Origin of the sequence: Mesorhizobium sp. CA14, from assembly GCF_020165195.1 — a bacterium.
Taxonomy (GTDB): domain Bacteria; phylum Pseudomonadota; class Alphaproteobacteria; order Rhizobiales; family Rhizobiaceae; genus Mesorhizobium.
Genome location: NZ_JAIUHR010000006.1, coordinates 95,873 through 120,565, shown reverse-complemented (window position 1 = coordinate 120,565; position 24,693 = coordinate 95,873). Strand labels below are relative to the sequence as shown.

Below are 24,693 nucleotides of genomic sequence, written 5' to 3'. Positions count from 1 at the left end.
GCCCAAGCGCTGGGCGCCGTTTACCGTCCGATCAGCGTCAGCCCGAACAGGATGACGAGCCAGAGCCCGGCGGCCGCGACGGCCAGCCGCGGCAACGTGCCGGTCAGATGCATGAACAGCATGGCGATCAGGATCGCCTTTGCGGCGGCGATCGCCAGGTTGAGCGCGACGTTGAACCCGCCGAGAGCGACGAAGGACGAGCCGACCGTCAGTGCCAGCAGCGCGAGCAGCCCGAGATAGCCGAAGGTGAGTTTGCGCAATTCGCTCATCGGTTGATCAGGTAGAGGACGGGGAACATAAACACCCAGATGATGTCGACGAAGTGCCAGTAGAGGCCGACGGCAACCACCCGGCGCAGGCGGTTGGCGGGGCCGGAGGGCCGCCACAGCGCGATCATTCCGGCGATGACGACGATGCCGCCGATCAGGTGCAGCGCATGTAGCGAGGTCATCGTGAAATAGAGGCCGAAGAAGAATTCGGCGTGCACGGGATCCGGTCCTGCATAGCGGAACGGCAGGCCGAGAAGCGGCGCCAGTCCTTCGCTGATCTCCTTTCCGTATTCGATCCCCTTCACGATCAGGAAGCACACGCCTAGCGCCGCAGTCGCGACCAGCGCCCAAATTGTCGGGCGCCAACGTCTATGAAGCGCAAGCATATGCGCCAATGCCATAGTGAAGCTGCTGGTGATCAGCACGGCCGTGTTCAAGGTGCCGAGCGGCAGAGAAAGGCGCTTCGAGGCGGCGGCGAAAGCGGGGCCGAAATCGATATGGGCGACGAGAAAGACAAGGAAAATCGCGCCGAACAGCATCGCCTCGGAGCCGATGAACACCCACATCGCAAAAGTGTCGGCGCGCCGTTCGCGCTGGGGTGTGTCGAAAGCGACGCTTTCGGTGCCGCTCATCGCGCCGCCTCCTCCCGGTGCGGACTGAAGCGCTCGTGCTCGAGCCCCTTCATGTCGTAGGCATAGGCCGGTCGCGTCACGACCGGCATAGTCTCGAAATTGTGCGGCGGCGGCGGCGAGCTTGTCTGCCATTCGAGCCCGGTGGCGTTCCACGGATTATCGGGCGCCCGGGCGCCGCGAAACAGCGACCAGCCGAGGTAGAACAAGGGCATCAGGTAGCCGATCGCCAGCACCACCGCGCCGGCCGAGGACAATACGTTCCAGAACTGGAACTCCGGCGGATAGGTATGATAGCGCCGGGGCATGCCGTTGAAGCCCAGCATATATTGCGGGAAGAAGGTGAGATTGAAGCCGACGAAGGTGACGGTCGCCGCTATACGCCCCGCCGTTTCCGAATACATGCGGCCGGTCAACTTCGACCACCAGAAATGCAGGCCAGCCATATAGGCCGTCACCATGCCGCCGACCATGATGTAGTGGAAATGCGCGATGACAAAATAGGTGTCGTGGACATGGACATCGACCGCCAACGCCGCAAGGAACAGCCCGGCCAATCCGCCGAAGGTGAACAGCCCCAGGAAAAACAACGCATAGAGCATCGGCGTCTCGAAGCTGATCTCGCCCTTGCGCAGCGTCAGGCTCCAGTTGAAGACCTTGATCGCCGACGGGATAGCGACGCAGAAGGACAGGAACGAGAACACCACGCCAGCATAGGCCGACTGTCCGCTGACGAACATATGGTGGCCCCAGACCAGGAAGCCGAAGACGGCGATCGCCATCGACGACATCGCCACCGCCTTGTAGCCGAACAGCGGCCGGCGGCTGAAGCAGGGCAGCACCTCCGACACCACACCCATGCCGGGCAGGATCATGATGTAGACGGCCGGGTGCGAGTAAAACCAGAAAAGATGCTGGAAGAGCAGTGGGTCGCCGCCGAGATCGGGATTGAAGATGCCGATGCCGAACACGCGCTCCAGCACGATCAGGATCAGAGAGGCGGCGAGCACCGGGGTTGCCAGCACCATCACCAGGCTGGTGGCGTAGAGTGTCCACACGAAAATCGGCAGTCGGAACCAGGTGAGCCCCGGCGCGCGTAGCGTGTGCACCGTGACGATGAAATTGATGCCGGTCATGATCGTAGAGAAACCGACGACGAAGACGCCGAATGCCGCGGTCGAGACGAAGCCGTTGGCATAGAGTGTCGACAGCGGCGTGTAGAAGGTCCAGCCGGTGTCGACGCCGCCGGCCACCACCGCAAACAGCGCGAACAGGCTGCCGAAAATGAAGACGTACCAGCTGGCGAGGTTGAGCCGAGGGAAAGCGAGGTCGCGCGCGCCGATCATCAGCGGCAAAAGGAAATTGCCCATGGTCGCCGGGATCGACGGCACCAGGAAGAACCAGACCATGATGATGCCGTGCAGCGAGAACAGCCTGTTGTAGACATCGTCGGAAACGAGATCGCCTGCCGGTGTCGCCAGCTCGATCCGCATCAGCACCGCCATGGCGCCGCCGAGAAAGAAGAAGGCCGTCAGCGAGATGAGATAGAGCCACGCGACGCGCTTATGGTCGGTGGAGAGAAGCCATGCCCGCAGGCCGCTGCCTTGGCCGAGATATGTACCCTGCATCGCCGCGTTGGTCATGGCTTGGCTCCAGCCGTTGGTTGAGGCGAAAGCGACTTCAGATAGGCAAGCAGCATCTGCAGCTCGCCTTCGTCGATCAGGCCGTCGAAGCTCGGCATGACCGGCTCGTAGCCTGCGGCGATCTCCTTCTTCGGATTGAGGATGGAGTCGCGCAAATAGCGCTCGTCGGCGATCACCGTCTGCTGATTGTCGAGCGCCACCGGTCGGCCGAAGATTCCGTCAAGCGACGGCGCCCTCACCTTGCTGCTCGCGCCATGGCAGCCGGAGCAGCCCAGCGCGCGAAACAGTTTCTCGCCGCCTGCGGCAAGCGTCTCGCCTTCGCCCTGGCTGTTCAGCCACGCCGCATATTGCTCGGGTGCCATCACAGTCACCCAGCCGCCCATTTCGGAATGCTGCGTGCCGCAATATTGGGCGCAGAACAGGTGGTAGCGGCCGGGCTCGGTGGCGATGAACCAGACATGCGTCGTGCGGCCAGGCACCGCGTCCTGCTTGATGCGGAAGGCCGGCACGTAGAAGGAGTGGATAACGTCCTGCGAGGCGAGCGACACGACGACCGGTTTGTCGACCGGAACGTGCAGCTCGTTGATCTCTCGCTGGCCGCCGGGTTGCTTGAACTCCCACATCCACTGTTTGCCAAGCCCCGTGATCTCGAGCGCGTCCGCCGGCGGATGGTCGCGGCGAACGAAAAGCACTGCGCCCCAGCCGAAGAAGATGAAGGCGATGATCAGGCTGGCGACGGTCCAGCTCATCTCCAGCCACATGGTGCGGGAGCGCTGTCCTGTGCGATCCGCCTTCGAGCCGACGCGGTATTTCACCGCGTAGCCGACGACGAGGCCGGTGAGTGTCAATCCGAGAACGGCTGAGAAAACGAGCAGCGTGTAAAACAGCGCATCGACATAGCCGGCTTCGGACGAGGCTTCGTGCGGGAAGAAGGGAACCCCGAAGCTCACCTTGCCCTCCGGCGGGTTTGCCAGAGCACGATCGCGGCGAGACCAAGCGCCGTTGCCAAACTTGTCACTTTCAGCGCCGCCCAGATTACGGGAGTGTACTGGCCTTTCGAACTGTCGAACCCCGCGCAAAACAGGAAGACATGATCGGCAATCGACCCGAGCTTGTTGGCCGACGCTTCGACCAGCGCGAGCTGGAGATCGCGCGGCGTGAAGGTCAAGGCCGGCAATACCTGCGAAATTCGGCCAGAAGGCGTCAGCGCAATGACCGCGATCGGATGAACGAACTGATCGATGCCCTTGCGCCGGTCGAAAGTGATGCCGGCCTCGTTGGCAAGCGCCGCGCCGGCGCCATCGCTGCTTGTCAGGAACCGCCAGGCGGACGCGCCAGCGGGGCCGGCGGCGGACGCGATTTCAGCTTGCGCTTCTGCGGCATCGGCGGAGGTCTCATCGGGGTCGATCGAGATGAACAGCGCGCGATAATCTGCAGGGCGAAGCGATGTCTTCTTCAGGTCGGACGCGACGGCCTGCTGGGTGACGCCGCAAAGGTTCGGGCATTTGTCGTAGCCAAAGATGACGAGCGCCGGACGCCCATCGAGCGTCTCGCCAAGCGTCAGCTTCCGGCCGCTAGTATCGACCAATTCCCGCTCAAGGCTGAGCTGTGCGCCGGGCTTCGGATCGAAGGTCGGTCGTTCGGCGGCAAACGCCATGCCGGCAACGAACAGACAAAGCGAAGCCAACAAGCTTCTCATCGCCCTGTTCCGTCCTGCTGCCGGCAGCTTTCGGCCTGCGGTGCGCGGGGAACCGCAGTTGTAAGCAATGCGCAATTATCAGGCTCCGTGGCCGCTGCCGTCTGTTGCGACCAATCCGTCAGGCCGTGGCTGACCACCGCCCACATGGCGTCGTCGATCGGAATGCGCGCGATGCCGGCGTTGCGGTCCACCCAGCCAAGCGTCTTGAGCTGGCGATCCTCCTCGGCGCGGAACGCGGCCAGATCCTGCTTTGGCGCGGTCTGCAGACCCGGGTTTTCGGGATTGGTGTTGGCTGGCAGCGGCAACCAGGTCGGCGCGGTGTTGAAGATGAGCTTCACGCCGATCGCGGCTAACGCGATGAACAGCAACAGCCCGGCGCCGAAAGCGAGCAGCACACGCGGCTGGACATCGCGCGTCTCGGGGTGATGGTGCGCCTTAGCCATGGGCGACCTCGCGCTTCCACCAGAGGATCTTGTCCGGTCGGCGGAGCAGGAAGAGGAACAGCGCGAGCCACAGCCCGCCCACTCCGATCCAGGCGGCCGCATCATGCCACAATGCCAGGAGCCCGCCGGAAAAGAGTGGCGGGCGGATACGCCAGAACACATCGGCGAAATGGCCTGCCAAGGCAATTCCGGCGAGCCAGACCAGCCCGGCATGACTGCGTTTCAGCTTCCGGCTGAGCAGACCCGCGAAGGCAGCCATCTGCAAGGCGACCAACAGGTAGAGCAGGTAGCGCCATCCATCGTCGCCGCGGATGACGTACCAATGAATCTCATCGGGCAGATCGCCGCCCCAGACCACCAGCCATTGCATGAAAGCGAGATAGATCCAGGTCAGCACGAAGCCGAGCAGCATGTTGGCAAGATCTTCGCTGAGCGCGACGTCTTCCTCGCCGCCGGGCATGACTTCCACTGCCCGCCTTGCCGCCAGCACCAGGACGGCAACCGCGAATGCCCCGACCACCTCGGCCGAGGCTTCGCAAAGCGCATAGATGGTCGAGGTGAATTCAGGCTCGAGCGACAGCATCCAGTCGATGGCAAAAACGCTGACGGCTAGCGCATGAAGGATGAGGCCCAGCGCGTATTTTTTTCCGCTACGGTCGTTCGAGCCGGCCTCTTCGCTTGTCGCGTCGAGCACCATCCACGCGAGAACGAGCCAGATAGCAGCGCAGGAGGCAAAGCGCAGCAGGAAGAACGGCACGTTGAGATAAGCAAGCTTCTCGCGAACCTGCTCAGAACGCATCGCGGGATCGGCGCCGGCCCATGGGAAGATCAGGTCGAGCCGCATCAGCACCGGCAGGAGCAAGATGAGCGCAAATGGCAGCATCGCGATCATGATCCGCAAAGGCTGGCGGACCGCATCGCCCCAGCGCCCGCCGGTCAGCCCGTGCACCATCAGTATGGTCAGCGCGCCGAGCGGCAGGCTGAGCGCGAAGAGAATTGCGGGGAGCCAGGCGCTCAGCATCGCCTTGGCATCGAGCGATGCGCCCAGACCGCAGACGACAAGTCCTACGGCGCCCGCCGCCAGAAAGCCTTGCTCGACGCGGCTCATGGCGACGCCTCGAGCCGCGTGCGCAGCGCTTGCGGAAGTTCGGCGACCGGCGCTGCCCGCGAATATTGCAGCGCGCGGATATAGGCGACGATCGCCCAGCGGTCCTGCGGCGGCACTCGCGCCGCGTAGGAATACATGGCGCCATAGCCGTTGGTGATGACGTCGTAGAAGTGTCGGTCCGAGGCCTTGCGGAGCGCATCCTGATGATAGCTCGGCGGCGCCGGAAAGCCGCGCTGGACGATCATGCCGTGACCATCGCCGGTGCGGTCGTGGCAGGGTGAGCAGAAGATGTCGAAACGCTGTCGTCCGCGCTGCAGAAGCTCGATGGTGATCGGATAAGGGATTTTGTCGGGGACCGGCATCAGATCGGCGTCGCGCGCCACCGTACCCGGCACCGGCGTGCGCGCCGACATGCCGTCGGCGAACTGGCTGCTCGCCTCCAGAGGATCGTAACGCGGCTGGTCCTCCATATCCTGCCGGCAGCCGGCGACGGCCAGCGCACCGATCATAAGCGTGAGGCCGAGGCGGCTCACGCCTCGATCTCCTCGACGAGCTCGGCGCCGAGCCGCGTCAACTGGCCCCTCGTCACGCCCTTGCGGTATTTGGGATCGGTCGCCTCGATCAGCAGATAGAACTTGCCGCCGCGCGCGTAGCTGAAGCTCTCGGCGTTGAAGACCGGATGGTGATAGCGGGGCAGCCCATTGGCTGCGAGCACACCCAGGAAGCCGGCGAAGGCAGCGCCGAGGATGCCGGCCTCGAATGCGATGACGACGAAAGGCGGCCAGGAATGCAGCGGCCGGCCGCCGACATTGACGGGGTAGTCGATCTCGACCGAGTACCAGACCAGCGCATAGACGAGTACGGCGCCGGCGATGCCGCCGGCGAGCACGACCCAAGGCAGGCGCGTCTTCGGGATCTCCAATATCCCGTCAAGCTCCTTCATCGGAAACGGCGAGAACGCATCCATGCGCCGATAGCCGCGCTCGCGCATGCCGCGCGCGGCTTCGATCAGCGCTTCGGGCTCGGCAAACACCGCCATGAGACCGTAGAGGCTCATCTGAGCTTGCCCTCTTCCTCAGCCAGTTCCTCGACCTCGAAGATGGTGATCGCTGGCAGGATGCGGATGAACAGGAAGACGAGTGCGAAAAAAGTGCCGATCGAGCCGAACAGGATGCCGAAATCGAGCCAGGTCAAGGATTGCTCGCCCCAGGAGGTCGGCAGATAATCTCGGCTCGGCCCCGTCACGACGATGATGTAGCGTTCGATCCACATGCCGACATTGATGGCGACGGCGATCGCGAACAGCAGCGGCATGTTGCGCCGGATGCGTCTGAACCACAGCAGTTGCAGCACGCCGCAGTTCAGGCTGAGCATTGTCCAGAACAGCGGCGCGTAGGGACCTACGGCCCGTTGCACCATCATGGCGCGTTCGTAGGGCGCGCCCGAATACCAGGCGAAAAATGCCTCCGAGACATAGCCATAGGCGACGACCATGCCGGCGGCGATCATCAGCTTGGCGGCATTGTCCATGTGCCTGAGCGTGATCAGGTCCTTGACCGAGAAGGCCCAGCGCAGCGGAATGGCGATGGTGAGCACCATGGCGAAGCCGGAGAGCAGCGCGCCGGCGACGAAATAGGGCGGGAAGATCGTCGAGTGGTAACCGGGCGTGATCGCGAAGGTGAAGTCGAGCGAGACGATCGAATGCACCGAGACGACCAACGGCGTGGCCAAAGCGGCAAGCAGGAAATAGACGGTCTGGTAGCGCGCCCAATGGAAGGCCGAGCCGCGCCAGCCGAGCGCCAATATGCCGTAGAAGAGCTGCGCCGGCCTCGACCTGGCGCGGTCGCGCAGCACCGCCAGGTCGGGCAGCAAGCCCATATACCAGAACAGCAGCGAGACGGTCGCGTAGGTGGCGATCGCCGCGAAGTCCCAGACCAGCGGACTTCGCCACTGCGGCCAGTGCATATGCACATTGGGCAGCGGCAGCAGCCAGTAGAAGAACCACGGTCGCCCAAGATGCAGGATGGGAAACAGGCCGGCCATAGCGACGGCAAACAGCGTCATGGCTTCGGCGAAGCGGTTGATCGAGGCGCGCCATGGTTGGCGCAGCAGCAACAGCACCGCCGAGATCAGCGTGCCGGCATGGCCGATGCCGATCCACCAGACGAAGTTGGAGATCATCGTGCCCCAGACCACCGGCATGTTGATGCCGAGGCCGCCGACGCCGACCGCTATCAGATATGTGATCGAATAGAGCAGCAGCAAAACCAGCAGGAAGCAGAGGAAGAACGCGGTCCAGAAATGCCGCGGCAGGCGGCCGTTGAGCACGATCGAACCGATGCGTCCGCTGATCTCTGGAAAATCGTGACGGCCGTGCAGGACGGCCGGGCTGTTCGCGCTCGCTTCAGCCATCGGTCGCCTCGCCCGGCTTGGCAAGCTTGCCGTTCGGATTGGAAATCTTGCCGAGATAGGTGGTGCGCGGCCGTGTGTTCAGCTCCTCCAGCAGCGCGTAATTCTGCGGCGCGCTCTTTTCGCGAACGACCTTTGCATCTTTCTTGTTGCGATCGCCGAAGGTGATAGCTTGCGTCGGGCAGGCCTGCTGGCAGGCGGTGACAACTTCGCCATCGGCGATGTCGCGATTCTCGATCTGCGCCTGGATGCGCTTGGCGCTGATGCGCTGGACGCAATAGGTGCATTTCTCCATGACGCCGCGCGAGCGCACGCTGACATTCGGGTTGTGCACGCCCTGTTCCGGCCCGGCTTCATCCTTGTCGAAAGATTGATGGTCGACGAAGTTGAAGCGCCGCACCTTGTAGGGGCAATTCTGCGAGCAGTAGCGCGTGCCGATGCAGCGGTTGTAGACCTGCGCGTTCAGCCCATCATGCGTATGCACGGTGGCATTGACCGGGCAGACAACCTCGCAGGGCGCCTTCTCGCAATGCATGCAGGGAACCGGTTGGAAAAAAGTGTCGGGCGCATCGAGCGGTCCGGCATAGTAGCGATCGACGCGCAGCCAGTGCATTTCGCGGCCGCGCTCGCATTCCTCCGGGCCGACCGGCGCGATATTGTTCTCGGCCTGGCAAGCCGAAACGCAGGCCATGCAGCCGATGCAGGCCGAGAGGTCGATCGCCATCGCCCAGGCTTCCTGGTCGTAGGGCCAATCGGGATAAAGTGACTCCGTCGGCGTCCGCGGCGCATCCTGGCGGACGAAATCCGGGCTCTGCCGGAAAGCATCGAGCGACGCATGGCGCACGATGGCGCGCCCCTCCATCGCGTGATGATCCTGCGTGGTGATGATCCGCGCGCTGTTTTCACGGTGCGCAATGGCCGTACCGGTGGCAAACCATTCAGCGCCGTTGCGCACGCGAAATGCGTCGTAGCCTTCGGCCAGCGCGGCAACGGAACCGGCCCTGCGTCCGAAGCCGAAGGAAAGCGTCACCGTCTCATCTGGATGACCGGGCACGATCCAGGCCGGCGCATCGATGTCCGCCCCGTTGGATGCGACGTTGATGACCTTGCCATTTGCGATCTTCAGCCGCTCTGCGGTGGCGGGCGAGATGAGCGCTGCATTGCCCCAGACGATCTTGGTCAGAGGCCGCGGCAATTCCTGCAGCCACGACGCATTGGCAAAGCGGCCGTCGCGCAGCCACGGATCGGCGACGAACCGTATCTCGATGCCATCGGCCGCGTTCGCCGCTGGCCTTAGTCCGCCCAGATTCGGCGGCACGGTGACGGATACGGGCCTGGCAGCGCCGTTCGGCACAATGCCGTCGCGCAACGCCTTCTTCCAGGCGTCGTCATCGAGTGCTGCCCAATGTCGCCGGACGAGCGACAGCGGATCGGTCTCGAACTGGCCGCCAAGCACGGCGAGCAGCTCGTGCAAGGTCTTGCCGTCATAGAGCGGCTTGATCAGCGGCTGCACCAGCGAGGGTGTGCCGTCATAGGCGCGGATGTCGCTCCAGCTCTCGAGCTCATGCGCCGCGGGCACATGCCAGTGCGCCAGGAACGCCGTCTCGTCGCGGTAGAGCCCGTGATGGACCAGCAGCTTCAAGCCAGAGAATGTCTTATGCGCGTCGACACTTGCCGGGGCCGTGTGCAGCGGATTTGTCCCCAGCGCCACGACGGTGTCCACGGCCCCATCGCCGATTGCCTCGCGCAGCGCTCCGAGATCGCCGTCGACCGACAGCGCATCCGGCGGCTCGATCAGCTCGACCGTGTTGCCAAGCGCGCCAAGCTTCGCATTGGCGGCAAACGCAGCAGCGTGAACGAATGCGCTCTGATGCGCTCCGGCAATGACCAGCGCATTTCGGCCCGCCGCCCTCAGGTCGTCGACCAGCGCCGCCATCCACGCCTGGTCGATCGGCGAGCCGGAAGCTCCGGCTTGGCCGGTCAACGCCGCGTTCAATCCGGCAGCCACGGCTTCGACTTCGCTTGGCTTGATCGCAAGCCGATGATCGGCGGCAGCCCCAGTGACTGTCGGCGTCGACTCCACCGCATAAAGCCGGCTCATCCGGTCGTTGGGACTGCGTACACGTCGCCGCGCAGTGAAGTCGCGCGCATAGGCGAGCCGACCAGGCCCTTCGCCGAGGAAATCGGCGTCGAGGCTGACGATCGTTTCGGCACGATCGAAGCGGTAGACCGGCGTCAGCGCCGACCCGAACAGAGCACGCGACGCCTCCCCTGCGGCCGGCATCGCCAACGGGTCGTGGCGGTAGATTTTCAGTTTCGGATAGCGAGCCCGCAGCGCATCGATCTGAGCCGCGAGCGTAGACGACGTAGAGGCATCGAGAAGCAACGCCCCGCCCTGCCCCTGCGATGCCGTCCATCGCGAGACAAGCGCCGCCATGTCCTTGAGGAAATCGCCATGTGATGCCGGCTGGCCATCCTTGAGCGGCGTGCGTGAACGGTCGGGATCGAACAGCGTCAGCACCGCCGCCTGCATCACCGCGTCGGTGGCGCCGCGCGAGGCCGGATGATCGGGATTGCCCTCGACCTTGGTCGGCCGCCCTTCATGGCTTTCGATGATGGCGCCGATACCGAAGCCGTCACTCGACAGTGTCGTCGCGTAGTAGACGGGCTTGCCTGGGATCAGGATTTCCGGCTGGCGCACATAGGGCACGATGCTTTCTGCTTTGCTGCAGGCGGCCAGCCCGGCAAGCGACAGCGATGCGCCCATCAGCTTCAGCAGCGTCCGCCGGTTCGGCTTTGCCGGCAGGCGTTCCGCGATTGCCGGGAACTCGGCCTCGACGAAGCGGCGGAATTCGGCAGCGCCGACGATCTCTTCCAGACTGCGCCACATTTCGCCGCCATGCGCCAGCCGCTTGCGCAGAGCCTCGATATCGATGGCGGAACCAAGCCTGTTGTCAGCGATGGCAGACATAGCAATCCGTCATCGTCTCGGGGTGGATGTCGAGCACGCCGATCAGCTGCCGCCTGATCTCATCGATGTCCACAGGCGGCTGCCAGTGCATCAGGAACACGTCCTGCGGCGGACGCAAATGCGGCTCCGGGTTGCGGTGGCACCCGAGGCACCACTCCATGCTCAGCGTATGCGCCCGCCTCGTCAGCGGCATGTCGTCGACCTCACCATGACAGGTCTCGCAGGCGACGCCCTTGTTGACGTGAATGGCGTGGTTGAAGAACACGAAGTCGGGCACGCTGTTGACGCGCTGCCATTCGATCGGCTTGCCGCCGGCCAAGCTTGCGCGGACCGGCGCCAGCATATCGGCATTGGTGAAAAGCTGCGAATGGCAGGTCATACAAACTTCGGTGGCCGGCAGACCCGCCGAAGACGAGGTCTCGACGCCATTGTGACAATAACGGCAGTCGATGCCGAGCTGGCCGACATGGTGCTTGTGACTGAACGGCACCGGCTGCGCCAATGGCTCACCTACTCCCGTTACTAGGTCCGAACGGGGAAGGATTGTCCCGATCGCGGCTGCGATCAACAGAACTGCACAACTTCCCCAGATGACAAAGCGCGCAACGCCATTGGCGTTTTTCGAGAAGATTTGCGGCATCCCCTCGCCGATTCTGCTGAAGGCGAACCCAGAGTTGACGCCCCCTAACGGTGCTTTCGCCGCTAAGGTTCCGAGCCCGTGTCGGAATCACAGAATGGTGACTGCAACCGGGAACAGGTCGCGGATTTAATCCGCAACCACAGCCGCTCCCATGCGTTCGCCAGATATCACGATCTGTTTCACGCTGGAAAATGTCATGACCGACGCCGCTGCAAACAACCCTCGTCGCGCTGCACGCCATCGCGGCATCGCTTTCTGGTGGAGAGCGCTGATCGGCATTCTGCTGATCGTCCTCGGCGTGCTGATCGGCGGCGGCGGTGCCTGGTTGGTCGCGCTCGGCGGCTCATGGTATTATCTGCCGGCTGGCATCGCGTTGCTGCTCGCGGGCATCCTGCTGTTGGCGGGGAACATGGCCGGCGTCTGGCTATACTTGCTGACCTGGCTCGCCACGCTCGCCTGGGCCTATTGGGAGGTGGGTTTCGATGGCTGGGCCCTGATGCCGCGTGTGCTCGCCCCCACGGTCATCCTCATCTTCGTTCTGCTCGCGATCCCCGCCTTCCGCAACCGGACTGGGCGCGGGAACCGAAACGCAGCCTATGTGACCGGCTTGCTGCTGCCGGTCATTGCACTGGGCGCGTTCGGCTTCTTGCACATCAATGCCTTGGCGCAGTCACAACCGGCGCAACCGCCGGCGCCTGCCGCGCAGCCGGCGCCGAACAGCGCGCCGCCGTCGCAGGATGCTGCGGTCCATCAGGCCGGCAATGATTGGCCCGTCTATGGCGGATCGGAACTGGGGACACGCTATTCGCCGCTCAATCAGATCACGGCGGCGAATGTCTCCAAGCTCACCCGCGCCTGGTCGTTCCACACCGGCGATATGCCGAATGGCGCAACCAAGGACCTCTATTCGCCCGAGAACACGCCGCTGGAGATCGGCGGCCACCTCTACGCCTGCTCGGCCAAGGACATTGTCATTTCTGCCGATGCCCGAACCGGCAAGGAAGAATGGCGCTACGACCCCAAAGTGTCGGACAACGCGATACCCTACGGCGCGAGCTGCCGCGGCGTCGCCTATTTCTCCGTTCCAGGCGCCAACGCCGACCAGGCCTGCGCCACAAGGATCATCTTTGGAACGCTGGACGCAAGGCTGATCGCCATCGATGCCAAGACGGGCAAACCCTGCCAGGATTTCGGTCAGCAAGGCAGCGTCGATCTCAATCAGGGCATCGGCGAGACGGTGCCTGGCTGGTATTCCGTCACCGCGCCGCCGACCATCGTGCGCGGCATCGCCGTGGTGGGCGCGCAGGTCAAGGACGGCCAGGCCAAGAATGCGCCCTCAGGCGTCATCCGTGGCTACAACGCCGTCACCGGTAAGCTGGCCTGGGCATGGGATATGGGCCATCCCGATCGCACCGGCACGCCGCCCGCCGGGGACACCTATTTCCGCGGCACGCCGAACATGTGGACCGTCGCCGCCGCCGATCCGCAGCTCGGCTATGTCTACCTGCCGCTCGGCAATGCCGCAGTCGACTATTACGGTGTTGACCGCAAGGATTTCGAAAACCAATACAACTCATCGCTCGTCGCCATCGATGTCACGACGGGCAAGCCGGTCTGGCATTTCCAGACGGTGCACCACGACCTTTGGGACTACGACCTCGGCTCGCAGCCGACGCTGGTCGATTTCCCGGCCGTGACGGGCAAGATCCCGGCCATCATCGTGCCCAGCAAGCAAGGCCAGATCTATGTGCTCGACCGCAAGACCGGAAAGCCGCTCTTCCCGGTCGAGGAGCGCAAGGCTCCTTCGGGCGGCGTCGAGCCGGATAAGCTTTCCAAGACGCAGCCCTATTCCGGCTACGCGCATCTCGATCAGCCGGCGCTCACCGAAAAGGACATGTGGGGCATGAGCCCGCTGGATCAGCTCTACTGCCGCATCCAGTTCCATCGCGCCTCCTACCAAGGCGAGTACACGCCGCCGACGGTCGACCGGCCGTTCATCCAATATCCCGGCTACAATGGCGGCTCGGACTGGGGCAGCATCGCCGTCGACACCGACAGCGGCGTGCTGATCGCCAACTACAACGACATGCCGAACTACGACCAGCTCATTCCGCGCAAGAAGGCGGACGAGATGGGCTTCAAGCCGATCGACAAGGGCGGCAGTCCGAAAAAGGTGAAGGACATCGGCGACCCGCAGGCCGGATCCCCATACGCCATCGCGGTCAATGCCGGCTGGCGCCTGTCCACGGGCCTTCTCTGCTCGAAGCCGCCCTATGGCCATATCCGCGCCATCGACCTCAAGACCGGCAGGACGCTGTGGGACCAGCCGCTCGGCAGCGCCGAGAACAACGGCCCCTTCGGCATTCCTTCAATGCTGCCGCTGACCATCGGGACGCCGAACAATGGCGGTCCGCTGGTGACGGCCGGCGGCCTGATCTTCATCGCCGCGACGACCGACAACAAGCTGCGCGCCATCGACATCAAGACCGGCAAGGAGGTGTGGCAGGCCGATCTTCCCGCCGGCGGCCAGACGACGCCGATGACCTATGAGGCCGACGGCAGGCAGTATGTCGTCATCGCGCCCGGCGGCCACCACTTCATGGAAACCAAGGTCGGCGACGAAGTCATCGCCTACGCTTTGCCGGCCGGGTGACAGAGATCGGTCAGTCGGGCTAAAGACTTCAGTGCTTCAGGTCGTTGCGACGCCGCCCCGTCGGCTGTGACGGACCGTCCTTCCGCTCCGCCGGCCGCCGGCTTCGGCGCCTGGCGAGGAAATACATCCAGATCAGAATGAGGATCAGAGGGATGCCCGCGATGGGCAGCATCCACACGCCAAGGTGAAACATGAACGTCACTCTGCCCTGTTGCTGTCAGGTTGGCCCATACTCAAACCGGCGTGGGAAAAAACAGTTCCAAGGACGACCGGGCGAAAAGCGTCCATCGCTAAACACAGATGGGTGGAGAGGCTGATCGGTGCGCAACCTCTCATCCCGCAAAGCGTTCCGTCTCATCATATCGTCGACAAGTGCCGCACCCGTGCGGACAGTTTGGGAAAGGCGACGATCGTGCCCCGAGAAAAAGCTTCCATCCTCATAGTCGGCGCCGGTCCGACAGGACTGACCGCCGCGCTGGAGCTGGCGCGAGGCGGCGCCCATTCCCGCATCATAGACAAGAAGGATGGGCCCACGGCGCTCAGCAAGGCTGTGGGAATCAGCGCACACAGCCTCGATGTCCTCGAAGCGTCGGGGGTGAGCAGGAAGCTGTTGGCCGAGGGGCTCAAGATACGCCACGCGCATTTCCATGTGGAAGCGCGGGAGCTTCTCACAATCGACTTCTCGCTGCTGCCGCACCGCTACAATTTCCTCTTGTCGCTGCCACAGCGCGTCACCGAAAGCATCATGGCCGATACGCTGGCGACATTCGGCATCGACGTCGAATGGCGCACGGAACTGGTCGGCCTCACTGAGCACGCCGATAAGGTGGAGGCCAGGATCAGCCGAAGCGGTCACGAGGAAAGACACAGCTTCGACATCGTCTTCGGCGCCGACGGCGCCGACAGCTCGGTGCGCAAGTCCTCAGGCATCGAATTCGAGGGCTACACGCACAGGCGGCAATGGAGCATCACTGATGCGGAGATCGCATCCTGGCCTTACGAGCCGGGTTCTGCGCAGGCATTCGTCAATCGTGGCGGCGACGTCGGCTTCATCATACCGATCGGCGACAGCCGTTTTCGCTCCGTCTCCAACACGCCCGATGCATTGGCGCATGTGCCGGGCAATTACCGCGTGTCGCAGGTGCTGCGGACCGACCGTTTCCATATTCCTGCGAAGCAGGCGAGACGCTACCAGACCGCCCGCGTCTTCCTCGGCGGCGATGCCGCGCATGTCCATTCGCCGCTTGGCGCGCGAGGCATGAATCTCGGCATCGAGGATGCCGCGTCCTTCGCCCGGCGTTTCGGCGACGGCACGCTGGCTGGATACACGGATGAGCGCCGGCCGGTGGGCCATCGCTGGATCGAGCTCAGCGAACGCGTTCTGTCGACGGTGCAGTCGACCAACAGATTCGTGCAGACGTTCCGAAATCTTGCGATGACGGCCATCGGCCGCTTCCCGGCCCTGCAGAAGCCTCTTCTCGAGCGCGTTGCCGGTCTGAAGGAGTAGCAGGGCTGTCAGACGAGCAACTGCTCGATCCTTATCGGCAGGTCACGGATGCGCTTGCCCGTCGCGTGGAAGACCGCGCTGGCGACGGCGGCAGCCGTGCCGACATTGCCCAGTTCGCCCAAGCCTTTCACGCCGGCCGGGTTGACCGCGTGGTCGATCTCCGGAACCAGGATCACCTGCAGGTCCTTGATGTCGGCATTGACCGGCACGAGATAGTCCTGCAGGTCGCGGTTCACGTAGCGGGCGTAGCGCCTGTCGACCTCGGTCGCCTCATGCAGCGCCTGGCCGATGCCCCAGATCATGCCGCCCATCAGCTGGCTGCGCGCCGTGCGCGTGTTCATGATGCGGCCGGCCGCGAATGCGCCGACGATGCGCGGCACGCGGATTTCCCTGGTGTAGCGATTGATGCGCACTTCGACGAACTCGGCGCCAAAGGCATATTTCACCGAGTCCTCGTCCTGCTCGCCGCCGTGGAATTCCGGCGTGCCCGCATAGAGCTTCTTCAGTGCTTCCGGTGTCGCGCCCTTGGGCGCGAACTCGGCATATTCCTCTATCGCGCCGACCTGCATGGCTTTCAGTACGTTCTCGACCTTGGCCGACGCGCCGCTCTTCGCCACGATCTTTCCGTCGGCAAGGTCGAATTCCTCATTATGGGAGCCGGCCAGCGGACCGCCCTCGGCAGTCGCGGCGGCAAATAGCTTGGTTCGGATAGCGTCGCAGGCCTTGAGCACCGCCGAACACACGCTGGCCGTGGAGATCGAGCCGCCTGAGACGGGCGCAGGAGGCAGGCTGCTGTCGCCCATTTCGACACTGATCTTGTCGATCGCGACGCCGAGCCGCTCCGACGCCATCTGGCCGGCCACGGTGCGCACGCCGGTGCCGATCTCGTGCGAACCGCATTGCAGGCGCACATCGCCATCGACCGTCAGGCGCACGCGCGCCGCGCATGGCGCGACGGCGGTGGGATAGATTGCCGTGGCGCAGCCCATGCCGATCAGCCACTCGCCGTCGCGCATCGCGCCGATCTTCGGATCGCGTCTGGCCCATCCGAAGGCCTCCGCCGCCTGGTCGTAGCACTGGATCAGCGAGCGGCTGGAGAACGGTTTCTTGCCGATCGGCTCTGTCTTCGGTTCGTTGATCCGGCGGAACTCGACCGGATCCATGCCAAGCGCCACCGCCATCTCGTCCATGGCGTTTTCAAGCGCATAGACATAAGGCGTCTCGGGGGGCGAACGCATGTAACCCGGCGTGTTGCGGTCCGCCTGCACCAGCGAGACATGGGTCAGCACCGAGCCATAGCCGTACATGCGGCCCGTGGCCGACGTGCCGCCGACGACATAGAGATCGGGGCGCGAGGTCACCTCCCAGCCTTCATGCGCGAAAGCGGTGATGCGGCCGTCCTTGCCGGCGCCGATCCTGATGCGGTGCCGCGTTTCAGCCCGGTAGGTCTGGGTGCCGAAAGCCTGCATGCGGCTTGTCACGCAACGCACCGGACGCCCGAGCCGTTTGGCGGCAACGGCAACGATCGCGGTGCGCGGGGTCATCGGCCCTTTCGAACCGAATGCGCCACCGATGAAGGGGCTTACGATGCGCACATTCGCCGGATCCATCTTCAGCTGTCTGGCAAGCTCGACTTTCCAGCCGGTGACGTTCTGCGAGGGCTCATGCACGACGAGTTGGTCGCCCTGCCAGTACGCGGTCGTCGAGAACAGCTCGATCGGATTGTGATGCTGGGTGGGCGTCGAATAGCGCTGGTCGATCTTGACCGCCGCCGCGGCAAAGGCGGCGTCGAAGTCGCCGGCCTTGACGTCTTCCTTGAACATCGGGCTTTTGCCGGCCGCCGCAACGGTCTTCGTGCCCGGACTGTCGAAGCTCGCGGTCGGCTTGTCCTCCTCATATTCGGCGCGGATCAACTGCGCCGCCTCTTCGGCCGCCTCGAAAGTCTCGGCAACCGCGAGCGCGATGATCTGGCCGTCATGGAAGATCGTCCGGTCATGCAGTGGACCGATCGATGTGGCGCTGGAATTGCCGAATTTCGGTTTGTCGATCTTGTCCATGTCGCCATAGGTGACGATGTCGAGCACGCCAGGCACAGCGCGGGCATCGTCGAGGCGAAGCTTCGTCACCTTGCCTCTGGCGATGCTGCTGGTGGCCAGCGCGCCATAGGCAATGCTGGCGGCCGGCAGGTCGGCGGGGTAGTGCGCCTGCCCGGTGACTTTCAGCCGCGCATCCACGCGCGGCAGCGGTTCGCCCTGGTTTTCCTTGGGTCTTGGAGCGGCAGCGTCCATGGTCACACCTTCATGTCGCGGGTTTCGAGCAGCGCGCGCACCAATGTTCGCTTGCCGAGTTCGATCTTGAACGCGTTGTGTTGGCGCGGCTGGGCCTCGGCGAAGGCGGCGTCCGCCGCTGCTCCTGCCGATGCATCGTCAAGCTTCTTCCCTTGCAGGACTTCCTCGGCCGCGCTGGCGCGCCACGGCACGGTCGCCACGCCGCCGAGCGCAATGCGTGCCTCGCGCACAGTCTCGCCGTCGAGGTCGAGCGCAACGGCCGCCGAAGCCAGCGCAAAGGCATAGGATTCGCGGTCGCGGATCTTGAGATAGAGCGAGCGCCGGCCCCACGGCAGAGCCGGTACCTCGATGGCGGTGATGATCTCGTCGGCGGCGAGATCCGTCTCGATATGCGGCGTATCGCCGGGCTGCCGATGCAGTTTGGCGAACGGGATTTTGCGCGCGCCGCGCGAACCTTCGGTGAGGACGACGGCGTCGAGCGCGATCAGCGCCTGAGCGAAGTCGCCATGATAGGTGGCGATACACGCGGTGCTGCCCCCCAGCACCGCATGCTGCCGGTTGAAGCCGTCCATCGCGGCACAGCCCGACCCCGGCATACGTTTGTTGCAAGCCCAAGACGTCTCGCGAAAATATTCGCAGCGCGTGCGCTGCAGGACATTGCCGGCGAGGCTTGCCATGTTGCGGATCTGGCCGCTTGCCGCCAAATGCAAACTCTCGGCAATGACCGGATAGCGCTCCTTGATCTCGCGGTGATCCGCAGCCTCGCCCATCCGAACCAGGGCGCCGAAGCGGATGCCGTCTTCCGTTACCCGGATCTGCCTGAGCTTTTGCTCCTCGAGCCGGTTGAGGTCGAGCAGACGGTTCGGCTCAGCGACCCCCAATTTCATATAATCGGCGAGATTGGTGCCGCCGGCGATGAACTGCGCATTGGCTCGCGTCGGCTGATCGTCGCGGGTCGTGAAGTTGGACGCCAGCGCGACCGCTGCGGAAATGTCGGTCGGTTGTTCATAGACGAAAGGTCGCATCTCATGCCCCTCTTGTCTCGCCGCGTGCCTGCAGAACGGCGGCGACAATGTTGGGATAGGCGGCGCAGCGGCAGATATTGCCGCTCATATATTCACGGATGTCATTCTCGGATTCGGCGTGACCTTCATTGACGCAGCCGATCGCCGACATGATCTGGCCCGGCGTGCAGTAGCCGCACTGGAAGGCATCGTGGTCGATAAAGGCCTGCTGCATAGGATGCAGCTTGCCGTCGCTGGACGCGAGCCCTTCGATCGTCGTCACCTCCTTGCCGTCGTTCATCACCGCGAAGCTCAGACAAGAAAGTACGCGCTTGCCGTCGACCAGCACCGTGCACGCGCCGCACTGGCCGTGATCGCAGCCTTTCTTGGTGCCGGTGAGCCCGGCGTGATCGCGCAACGCGTCGAGCAGGCTCGTTCTGGGATCGAGCGAAAGCTCGTGACGTTGCTTGTTGATCCGCAACGTCGTGACGACCGGCTCCCTTAGTCGTGCCCTCGACTGTGTGACTTCTTGCGTCTTCGCCGGTGAGCCAAGCAGGGGCACGGCCGCGGCGGCGGACACCGTGCCTGTCATGAAATTTCGCCGGTTGAGAGCAACATGTGAGGCTGAAGGCTGGGACATGGCTCGCTCCGTCGCTGGCTGGTCATTGGCCCCAACCAATGACCGGAAGCATTGTTCCGAATTAACCCGCGAAACGGCCGAGCTTCACAAAAAGGTGCTCCACGGCTCCAGAAACAAGCAAGGAACACGCAGCCCGATTCCGAGTTCGGCCCTTGGCGGTGGCCGTTGACGCGAGTTGATCATGAAATCGAAGCTGGTTGGCGAGACATCCGAACAAAGGACATTTGTGGTCGTGCTTGACCCGGGCGAAGAAGCTTTCGCTTGCCTGACAGCCTTTGCGGTCGAGCAGGGAATGACCGCCGCATCCCTGACCGCAATCGGGGCATTCGAGAAGGCGGTGGTCGGCTGGTTCGATTTCCAGTCGAAATCCTATCGCAGGATTCCCGTCGATGAGCAGTGCGAAGTGCTGAGCGCGATCGGCGACATTGCCGTCGACGATAGAGGCAAACCCAGTCTTCACATGCATGCCGTGCTCGGCCTCGGCGATGGGTCGACGCGAGGCGGACACCTGCTGGAAGGCTACGTGCGACCCACGCTGGAGGTCACGGTGCTGGAATCGCCCGGCCACCTGCGCCGCCGGAAGCGTTCCGAGCTTGGCGTTGCGCTGATCGATCTCGAGGCGTAGCAGCCTCTCAATTCCAGGCCGAGAGAACGACCTCCATCTCTACCGTCTCAACCTGCTGGGCAAAGCGCTGATGATAGACGGTCATCAGCGCATCATGAGTAGCGTCGGAAGAGCTGCAAAGCGCATCCGTGACCAGCACGACGCGGTAGCCGATGTCGATCGCTCCCAGAACGGTGGCGAGAACGCAGACATCGGTTTCGCCGCCGGTGATCACCAAAGTATCGACACCTCGGCCGGCAAGCTCAGCCTGCAGTCTGCCCTCCGGCCAGGGCGAATAGACATGCTTGTCGATCACTTGGGCCGGCGGACAAAATGCGCGCAGCGCCGGCAGCAAGTCCACCATCTGCGGACCGACGGCTTCAATCGTCATCGAGGCCCATCGCTCGTAGTAGCGTCTCCAGGTACCGGCACCCTGCCCCGCCCTCGCCGCCGGAATAAAGCGGGTAAAGATCGTTTGCTCGGCCTTTCTTTCGACCAGACTGACAATTCGCGGAAGGACCCGGGTAATCCAGGGCGTTGCCCATTCCGAGGGCTCGGCAAACAGCTTTTGCATGTCGACGCAAAGATGGGCGCAGTGATCGCCAAGCGGCCCGTAGGTCAAGCCTGGAGCTGACATCAGAACACCCGATAAATTCGGCTCGGCGGAAGCGGAATGAAGCGGAAATGCATGTACGGCAACGCGCGGCAGTGGTGATTGGAGATCAAGCCCTGATCCTTGGAATGTTGAACAACGCTTTGGTTTGTTGGCTGTTCCCGCCGGAAACCAGATCCGGCGCCGAGCGTTCAGCTGGATGGATGCAGCAGAGACTCTCACCAACCCGGCGACTGGCGAACGTTCAGGCGGATGCCTCTGCGGCAGGATCCGTTACCGTGTGGCCGGCGATCCACGTGTGCACTACTGTGATTGCGACAGCTGCGGCATCGACCTGCCTCATCGCGATACGGAAGAGCGATGGTAGCCGCTCGGGCGAACAGCTTTCCGTTGCCGTTGGACACGCCGCCGATGGAAGCGCGAACTGCGGAAATGTTGCCGACGGAGAACGGGCCTTGGCAGTATGAGCCGAAATGGGATGGCTTCCGCTGCCTCGCCTTCAAGGGCAAGGAGGATGTCGATCTTCGCGCCAAATCCGGCAAGCCGCTCGGGCGCTACTTTCCGGAGCTGATCACCATGGTACGAAGGCTCGACGCCGAGGATTTCGTCGTCGATGGCGAGATCGTGATCGAGATCGACGGTCGCGCTTCCTTCGACGCGTTGCAGATGCGGCTGCATCCGGCGGAAAGCCGCATTCGCAAGCTGAGCATGGAGACGCCGGCGCGATTGATCCTGTTCGACATGCTTGTCGCGCCGACCGGCAAGATCATGCTCGAAGCGCCCCTGGCCGACCGACGCGCTGCATTGGAAACGTTCTTGTCCGGCTACGCAGGCGCAGCGCTGCGGCTATCGCGATCGACCACCGACATTGCGACTGCCGAGCAATGGCTGCGGGGCTCGGGCCAGGGTTCGACCGACGGAGTTGTCGCCAAGGGGCTCGACGAGCCATATCGGCCCGGCGAGCGCGCTATGATCAAGGTAAAACGGCTACGCACAGCCGACTGCGTGGTCGGCGGCTTTCGCTATCTCAGTGGCACGCGGCTAGTCGGATCGCTGCTGCTTGGTCTCTACAATGACAATGGGCAGCTCGATCATGTCGGCTTCACCTCGACCATCGCCAATGGCGAGCGCGCCGCTCTCACCGAGAGGCTCGAGAAGTTGCGTGGCGGGTCAGGTTTCACCGGCAAGGCACCAGGCGGGCCGAGCCGATGGAGCACCGAACGCAGCGGCGCGTGGGAACCGGTGCGGCCAAAACTGGTCGTCGAGGTCCGCTTCGACCAAGTCACCGGCGACCGTTTCCGGCACGGCACGAGACTCTTGCGCTGGCGACCCGACAAGGCGCCGAGCCAGTGCACGTTCGAGCAGATCGAATAGCTTCCAATCCGCTCGCAACAGCCTCTCAGAATCACGTTTTGAAAGCGAAGAGATCCGCATCGGCATCCTGTGCGCCGGCGATCGGGGCGGAAACGATCTCGGAAGCAATTTGTGAAAAGGTGATCTGCCGCCATAGCCCATCACCGCATGAATACACGGATGACCGGGCACGCTGCCGTGATGGGAAGGCTGTTCCCGGGCAATCGCGCCAACCGTTCCGTGATTGTGTAAGAAGCGGAACAACTGTTTCGGCGAAAGGTTCTTCACTCGAACCCCAGCATTGGAGAACGTCATGGACCCGCGCGACAAACAGCGGTCTGCAAAGACCGAAGAAACCGAAGCCCCGACCATCGAGCAGCAGGACTGGGATGCCCTGGAGGGCGGCAGAATCCTGCCTGACAGCGTTGCCGTGAACGGTGACCCGCAGGATGATGCTGAAGCGGAAGGCGATCTGCCGGAAGAGGATGACGATAACCCCTTCCAGGAAAGTGACGAAGCCTTGCCCGATGACCAGGAAGAGCGTGTGCTGTCCAAGGATCCTTCCAAGGAAGGCAGCCGGTTTGACGAAGTCTAGCCGGTCACCAAATCGCTGACCGGCTCAGATCTCGAGCAGTGCGTAAGGCCGGCCGGTCGGTTTCGCGATGTGCATGGCGACATTGTAAACTTTCGCGCCGCCGGGAGTTTGGCCTTCGAAAGTGCCACGATGAGCATGCCCGTGCACGACGGCGCTCACCTTGAACCGGTCGATCGTTTCGGCCAACCGGGAAGAGCCGAGGAACGGGAAGATTTCCGGCGGCTCGCCAGCGACCGTCTCCACGATCGGTGCGTAGTGAAGCACCACAAGCGTGTGCTTGGCGCGGACTTGCCGCATGGCATTTTCGAGCCGCATCGCCTCGCTGACGCTCTCGGCCACCATGGCCTTGATTGCCGGCTCACCGAAGGACCCAAGCATCCTCGAGCCGAAACCGCCGACAAAGCCCTTCACGCCGACAAAGCCGACCTCCATCAGCTCCGTCGCCTGTCCGTCGAGGAGATGCACGCCGGCATGGCGAAGCGTCGCCGCGATCTGCTCTGAGCAACCGGATTCGTAGTCGTGGTTGCCGAGCACCGCGACCACGGGAATCGAGCAGGCCCGGAGATCCTCCGCCAGAAGCTCGGCCTCCTTCGGCTTGCCGAGATTGGTGAGGTCCCCGGTAAGCACCAGGACATCGGCTTCGCGCGAAACCTCGCCGAACAGATCGCGGTAGGAGGTCTGCGCATCTTCCTGAACATGCAGATCGCCCACAGCGGCGACTTTGACTTTGCCGTTTCCGCTCGCTTTGCGGTCTGCCTTGCTTTGTTCAGCCATCGCGGAATTCTCCAACGCCGCCGACGCCTGCGAAGCCCCATTCCTTGACGTCGATCTCATAATCGATCTGCGACAGCAGCCGGCCACGGCAGATCTTCATTCTGGGCGACGGCAGCCGCCGCTGTGTGGCCAGCCGCTCGAGCAGATCGTCGAGCAGCCAGTCGGGGACAAGGTCGCGCTCGCTCGGATAGATCCAGCGGAAGTTGAGCAACTGCATCAAAAGCACCTCCCAGTGGACGTCGAGATAGGAAAGCAGCCTGTGCCAGTCGACCTGATCATGCGCCTTGAGGATGGTGTGGGCGATGTCGGCGCCATCGTGACGGCCCCTGTCCTGAATGAAGCATTTCGACCAGATGAGCTCCGTCGGTCCGATGATCCGGACACGGCTGCCGAGCAGCTCGACCTGGCGGGCATGCTCCAGCCACTGGTCCTCCACCAGCATGGTGCCGTTGGCTGATGCAAAGATCACATCGAAGAAATGCGAACCTTCGAAGACCTTCCCCAGCCAGCGATCATCCTCAATCTCGACGGCGTAGCCGATATCCTTGAAATGGGCGAGGACGCGCGGGCAATCGCCGGCCTTGCAGAAGATATCGAGGTCCTTGGTCTGACGCACGACGCCGGTATAGGCGCTCACCGCATAGGTCCCGGCAACCAGAAAAGGAATGTCGGTGGCGGCGAGCTCGCGGATCGCCTGCGTATAGAAAGCTTCCGCCTCCGCGCTCTTCGGCGTGGGCTCCGCCTTGGCGTTGATCACAGGCAGCGTCGCCAGCACTCCCGGCAGCTCGTCGTTGGCCATCAACCGTTGCTCCGGTGTCGATCTTCACGTCCGCTTCGATAATAGCGACGGC

General features: G+C 63.5%; 23 protein-coding genes. 5 read left to right on the top strand and 18 right to left on the bottom strand.

Annotated features, from left to right (window positions below):
* Positions 1–20: 20 nt before the first annotated feature.
* Genes LB565_RS09825 through LB565_RS09770 form a run of 12 tightly spaced genes read right to left on the bottom strand, consistent with a single transcriptional unit; the run spans position 21 to position 11,661 of the window.
* Positions 21–269: a cytochrome C oxidase subunit IV family protein gene (locus LB565_RS09825; protein WP_224583312.1), complete on the bottom strand. Its 249-nt coding sequence runs from the start codon at positions 267–269 to the stop codon at positions 21–23.
* Entirely contained in the window at positions 266–901 is a 636-nt protein-coding gene (locus tag LB565_RS09820; RefSeq protein WP_224583310.1) for a cytochrome c oxidase subunit 3, read from the bottom strand. Before LB565_RS09820 ends, LB565_RS09825 begins: the two co-directional genes overlap by 4 nt.
* Complete coding sequence (gene ctaD, locus LB565_RS09815; RefSeq protein ID WP_224583308.1) at positions 898–2,541, bottom strand: cytochrome c oxidase subunit I; 1,644 nt, start codon at positions 2,539–2,541, stop codon at positions 898–900. Before ctaD ends, LB565_RS09820 begins: the two co-directional genes overlap by 4 nt.
* Positions 2,538–3,491 carry a cytochrome c oxidase subunit II gene (gene coxB, locus LB565_RS09810; protein WP_224583306.1) on the bottom strand — a complete coding sequence of 318 codons (954 nt, stop codon included), beginning with the start codon at positions 3,489–3,491 and terminating at the stop codon, positions 2,538–2,540. The genes ctaD and coxB overlap by 4 nt, the downstream gene beginning before the upstream one ends.
* A complete protein-coding gene (locus LB565_RS09805) occupies positions 3,488–4,228 on the bottom strand; it encodes an SCO family protein (protein WP_224583305.1) in 741 nt (246 codons plus the stop codon). The genes coxB and LB565_RS09805 overlap by 4 nt, the downstream gene beginning before the upstream one ends.
* Before the next feature lie 8 nt (positions 4,229–4,236).
* Positions 4,237–4,683 carry a hypothetical protein gene (locus LB565_RS09800; protein ID WP_224583303.1) on the bottom strand — a complete coding sequence of 149 codons (447 nt, stop codon included), beginning with the start codon at positions 4,681–4,683 and terminating at the stop codon, positions 4,237–4,239.
* A complete protein-coding gene (locus tag LB565_RS09795) occupies positions 4,676–5,791 on the bottom strand; it encodes a hypothetical protein (protein WP_224583301.1) in 1,116 nt (371 codons plus the stop codon). The genes LB565_RS09800 and LB565_RS09795 overlap by 8 nt, the downstream gene beginning before the upstream one ends.
* Positions 5,788–6,300: a c-type cytochrome gene (locus tag LB565_RS09790; RefSeq protein WP_263488437.1), complete on the bottom strand. Its 513-nt coding sequence runs from the start codon at positions 6,298–6,300 to the stop codon at positions 5,788–5,790. Before LB565_RS09790 ends, LB565_RS09795 begins: the two co-directional genes overlap by 4 nt.
* Before the next feature lie 20 nt (positions 6,301–6,320).
* Complete coding sequence (locus LB565_RS09785) at positions 6,321–6,848, bottom strand: DUF3341 domain-containing protein (RefSeq protein ID WP_224583297.1); 528 nt, start codon at positions 6,846–6,848, stop codon at positions 6,321–6,323.
* Positions 6,845–8,203 (bottom strand): NrfD/PsrC family molybdoenzyme membrane anchor subunit, encoded by a 1,359-nt coding sequence (nrfD, locus tag LB565_RS09780; protein ID WP_224583295.1) that lies wholly within the window; start codon positions 8,201–8,203, stop codon positions 6,845–6,847. Before nrfD ends, LB565_RS09785 begins: the two co-directional genes overlap by 4 nt.
* Positions 8,196–11,171 (bottom strand): TAT-variant-translocated molybdopterin oxidoreductase, encoded by a 2,976-nt coding sequence (locus tag LB565_RS09775; RefSeq protein ID WP_224583293.1) that lies wholly within the window; start codon positions 11,169–11,171, stop codon positions 8,196–8,198. The genes nrfD and LB565_RS09775 overlap by 8 nt, the downstream gene beginning before the upstream one ends.
* Complete coding sequence (locus LB565_RS09770) at positions 11,155–11,661, bottom strand: cytochrome c3 family protein (protein WP_411970628.1); 507 nt, start codon at positions 11,659–11,661, stop codon at positions 11,155–11,157. Before LB565_RS09770 ends, LB565_RS09775 begins: the two co-directional genes overlap by 17 nt.
* 346 nt (positions 11,662–12,007) lie before the next feature.
* On the opposite strand from LB565_RS09770, the gene LB565_RS09765 reads away from it, so the two are divergent.
* Positions 12,008–14,464, top strand: coding sequence for a membrane-bound PQQ-dependent dehydrogenase, glucose/quinate/shikimate family (locus tag LB565_RS09765; RefSeq protein WP_224583289.1), 2,457 nt, complete (start codon positions 12,008–12,010; stop codon positions 14,462–14,464).
* A gap of 412 nt (positions 14,465–14,876) precedes the next feature.
* Positions 14,877–15,971, top strand: a complete 1,095-nt coding sequence (locus LB565_RS09760; protein WP_224583288.1) for an FAD-dependent oxidoreductase — start codon at positions 14,877–14,879, stop codon at positions 15,969–15,971.
* 8 nt (positions 15,972–15,979) lie between these two features.
* Here LB565_RS09760 and LB565_RS09755 read toward each other — a convergent pair whose 3' ends face one another.
* Genes LB565_RS09755 through LB565_RS09745 form a run of 3 tightly spaced genes read right to left on the bottom strand, consistent with a single transcriptional unit; the run spans position 15,980 to position 19,903 of the window.
* Positions 15,980–18,259 carry a xanthine dehydrogenase family protein molybdopterin-binding subunit gene (locus LB565_RS09755; RefSeq protein WP_224583286.1) on the bottom strand — a complete coding sequence of 760 codons (2,280 nt, stop codon included), beginning with the start codon at positions 18,257–18,259 and terminating at the stop codon, positions 15,980–15,982.
* Positions 18,260–18,261: 2 nt separating this feature from the next.
* Entirely contained in the window at positions 18,262–19,284 is a 1,023-nt protein-coding gene (locus tag LB565_RS09750) for an FAD binding domain-containing protein (protein WP_224583284.1), read from the bottom strand.
* A 1-nt stretch (position 19,285) separates the two neighbouring features.
* Entirely contained in the window at positions 19,286–19,903 is a 618-nt protein-coding gene (locus LB565_RS09745; protein WP_224583282.1) for a (2Fe-2S)-binding protein, read from the bottom strand.
* A gap of 181 nt (positions 19,904–20,084) precedes the next feature.
* On the opposite strand from LB565_RS09745, the gene LB565_RS09740 reads away from it, so the two are divergent.
* Complete coding sequence (locus LB565_RS09740) at positions 20,085–20,528, top strand: PPC domain-containing DNA-binding protein (protein WP_224583280.1); 444 nt, start codon at positions 20,085–20,087, stop codon at positions 20,526–20,528.
* A 7-nt stretch (positions 20,529–20,535) separates the two neighbouring features.
* Here LB565_RS09740 and LB565_RS09735 read toward each other — a convergent pair whose 3' ends face one another.
* Positions 20,536–21,144, bottom strand: coding sequence for a cysteine hydrolase family protein (locus LB565_RS09735; protein WP_224583545.1), 609 nt, complete (start codon positions 21,142–21,144; stop codon positions 20,536–20,538).
* Positions 21,145–21,480: 336 nt separating this feature from the next.
* On the opposite strand from LB565_RS09735, the gene LB565_RS09730 reads away from it, so the two are divergent.
* Positions 21,481–22,494, top strand: a complete 1,014-nt coding sequence (locus tag LB565_RS09730; protein WP_224583279.1) for an ATP-dependent DNA ligase — start codon at positions 21,481–21,483, stop codon at positions 22,492–22,494.
* A gap of 292 nt (positions 22,495–22,786) precedes the next feature.
* Complete coding sequence (locus tag LB565_RS09720; protein ID WP_224583277.1) at positions 22,787–23,068, top strand: hypothetical protein; 282 nt, start codon at positions 22,787–22,789, stop codon at positions 23,066–23,068.
* Between the two features lie 24 nt (positions 23,069–23,092).
* On the opposite strand, the gene LB565_RS09715 is transcribed toward LB565_RS09720, so the two are convergent.
* Entirely contained in the window at positions 23,093–23,842 is a 750-nt protein-coding gene (locus LB565_RS09715) for a metallophosphoesterase (protein ID WP_224583275.1), read from the bottom strand.
* Positions 23,835–24,641, bottom strand: coding sequence for a nucleotidyltransferase (locus LB565_RS09710; protein ID WP_224583272.1), 807 nt, complete (start codon positions 24,639–24,641; stop codon positions 23,835–23,837). Before LB565_RS09710 ends, LB565_RS09715 begins: the two co-directional genes overlap by 8 nt.
* Between the last annotated feature and the right edge of the window lie 52 nt (positions 24,642–24,693).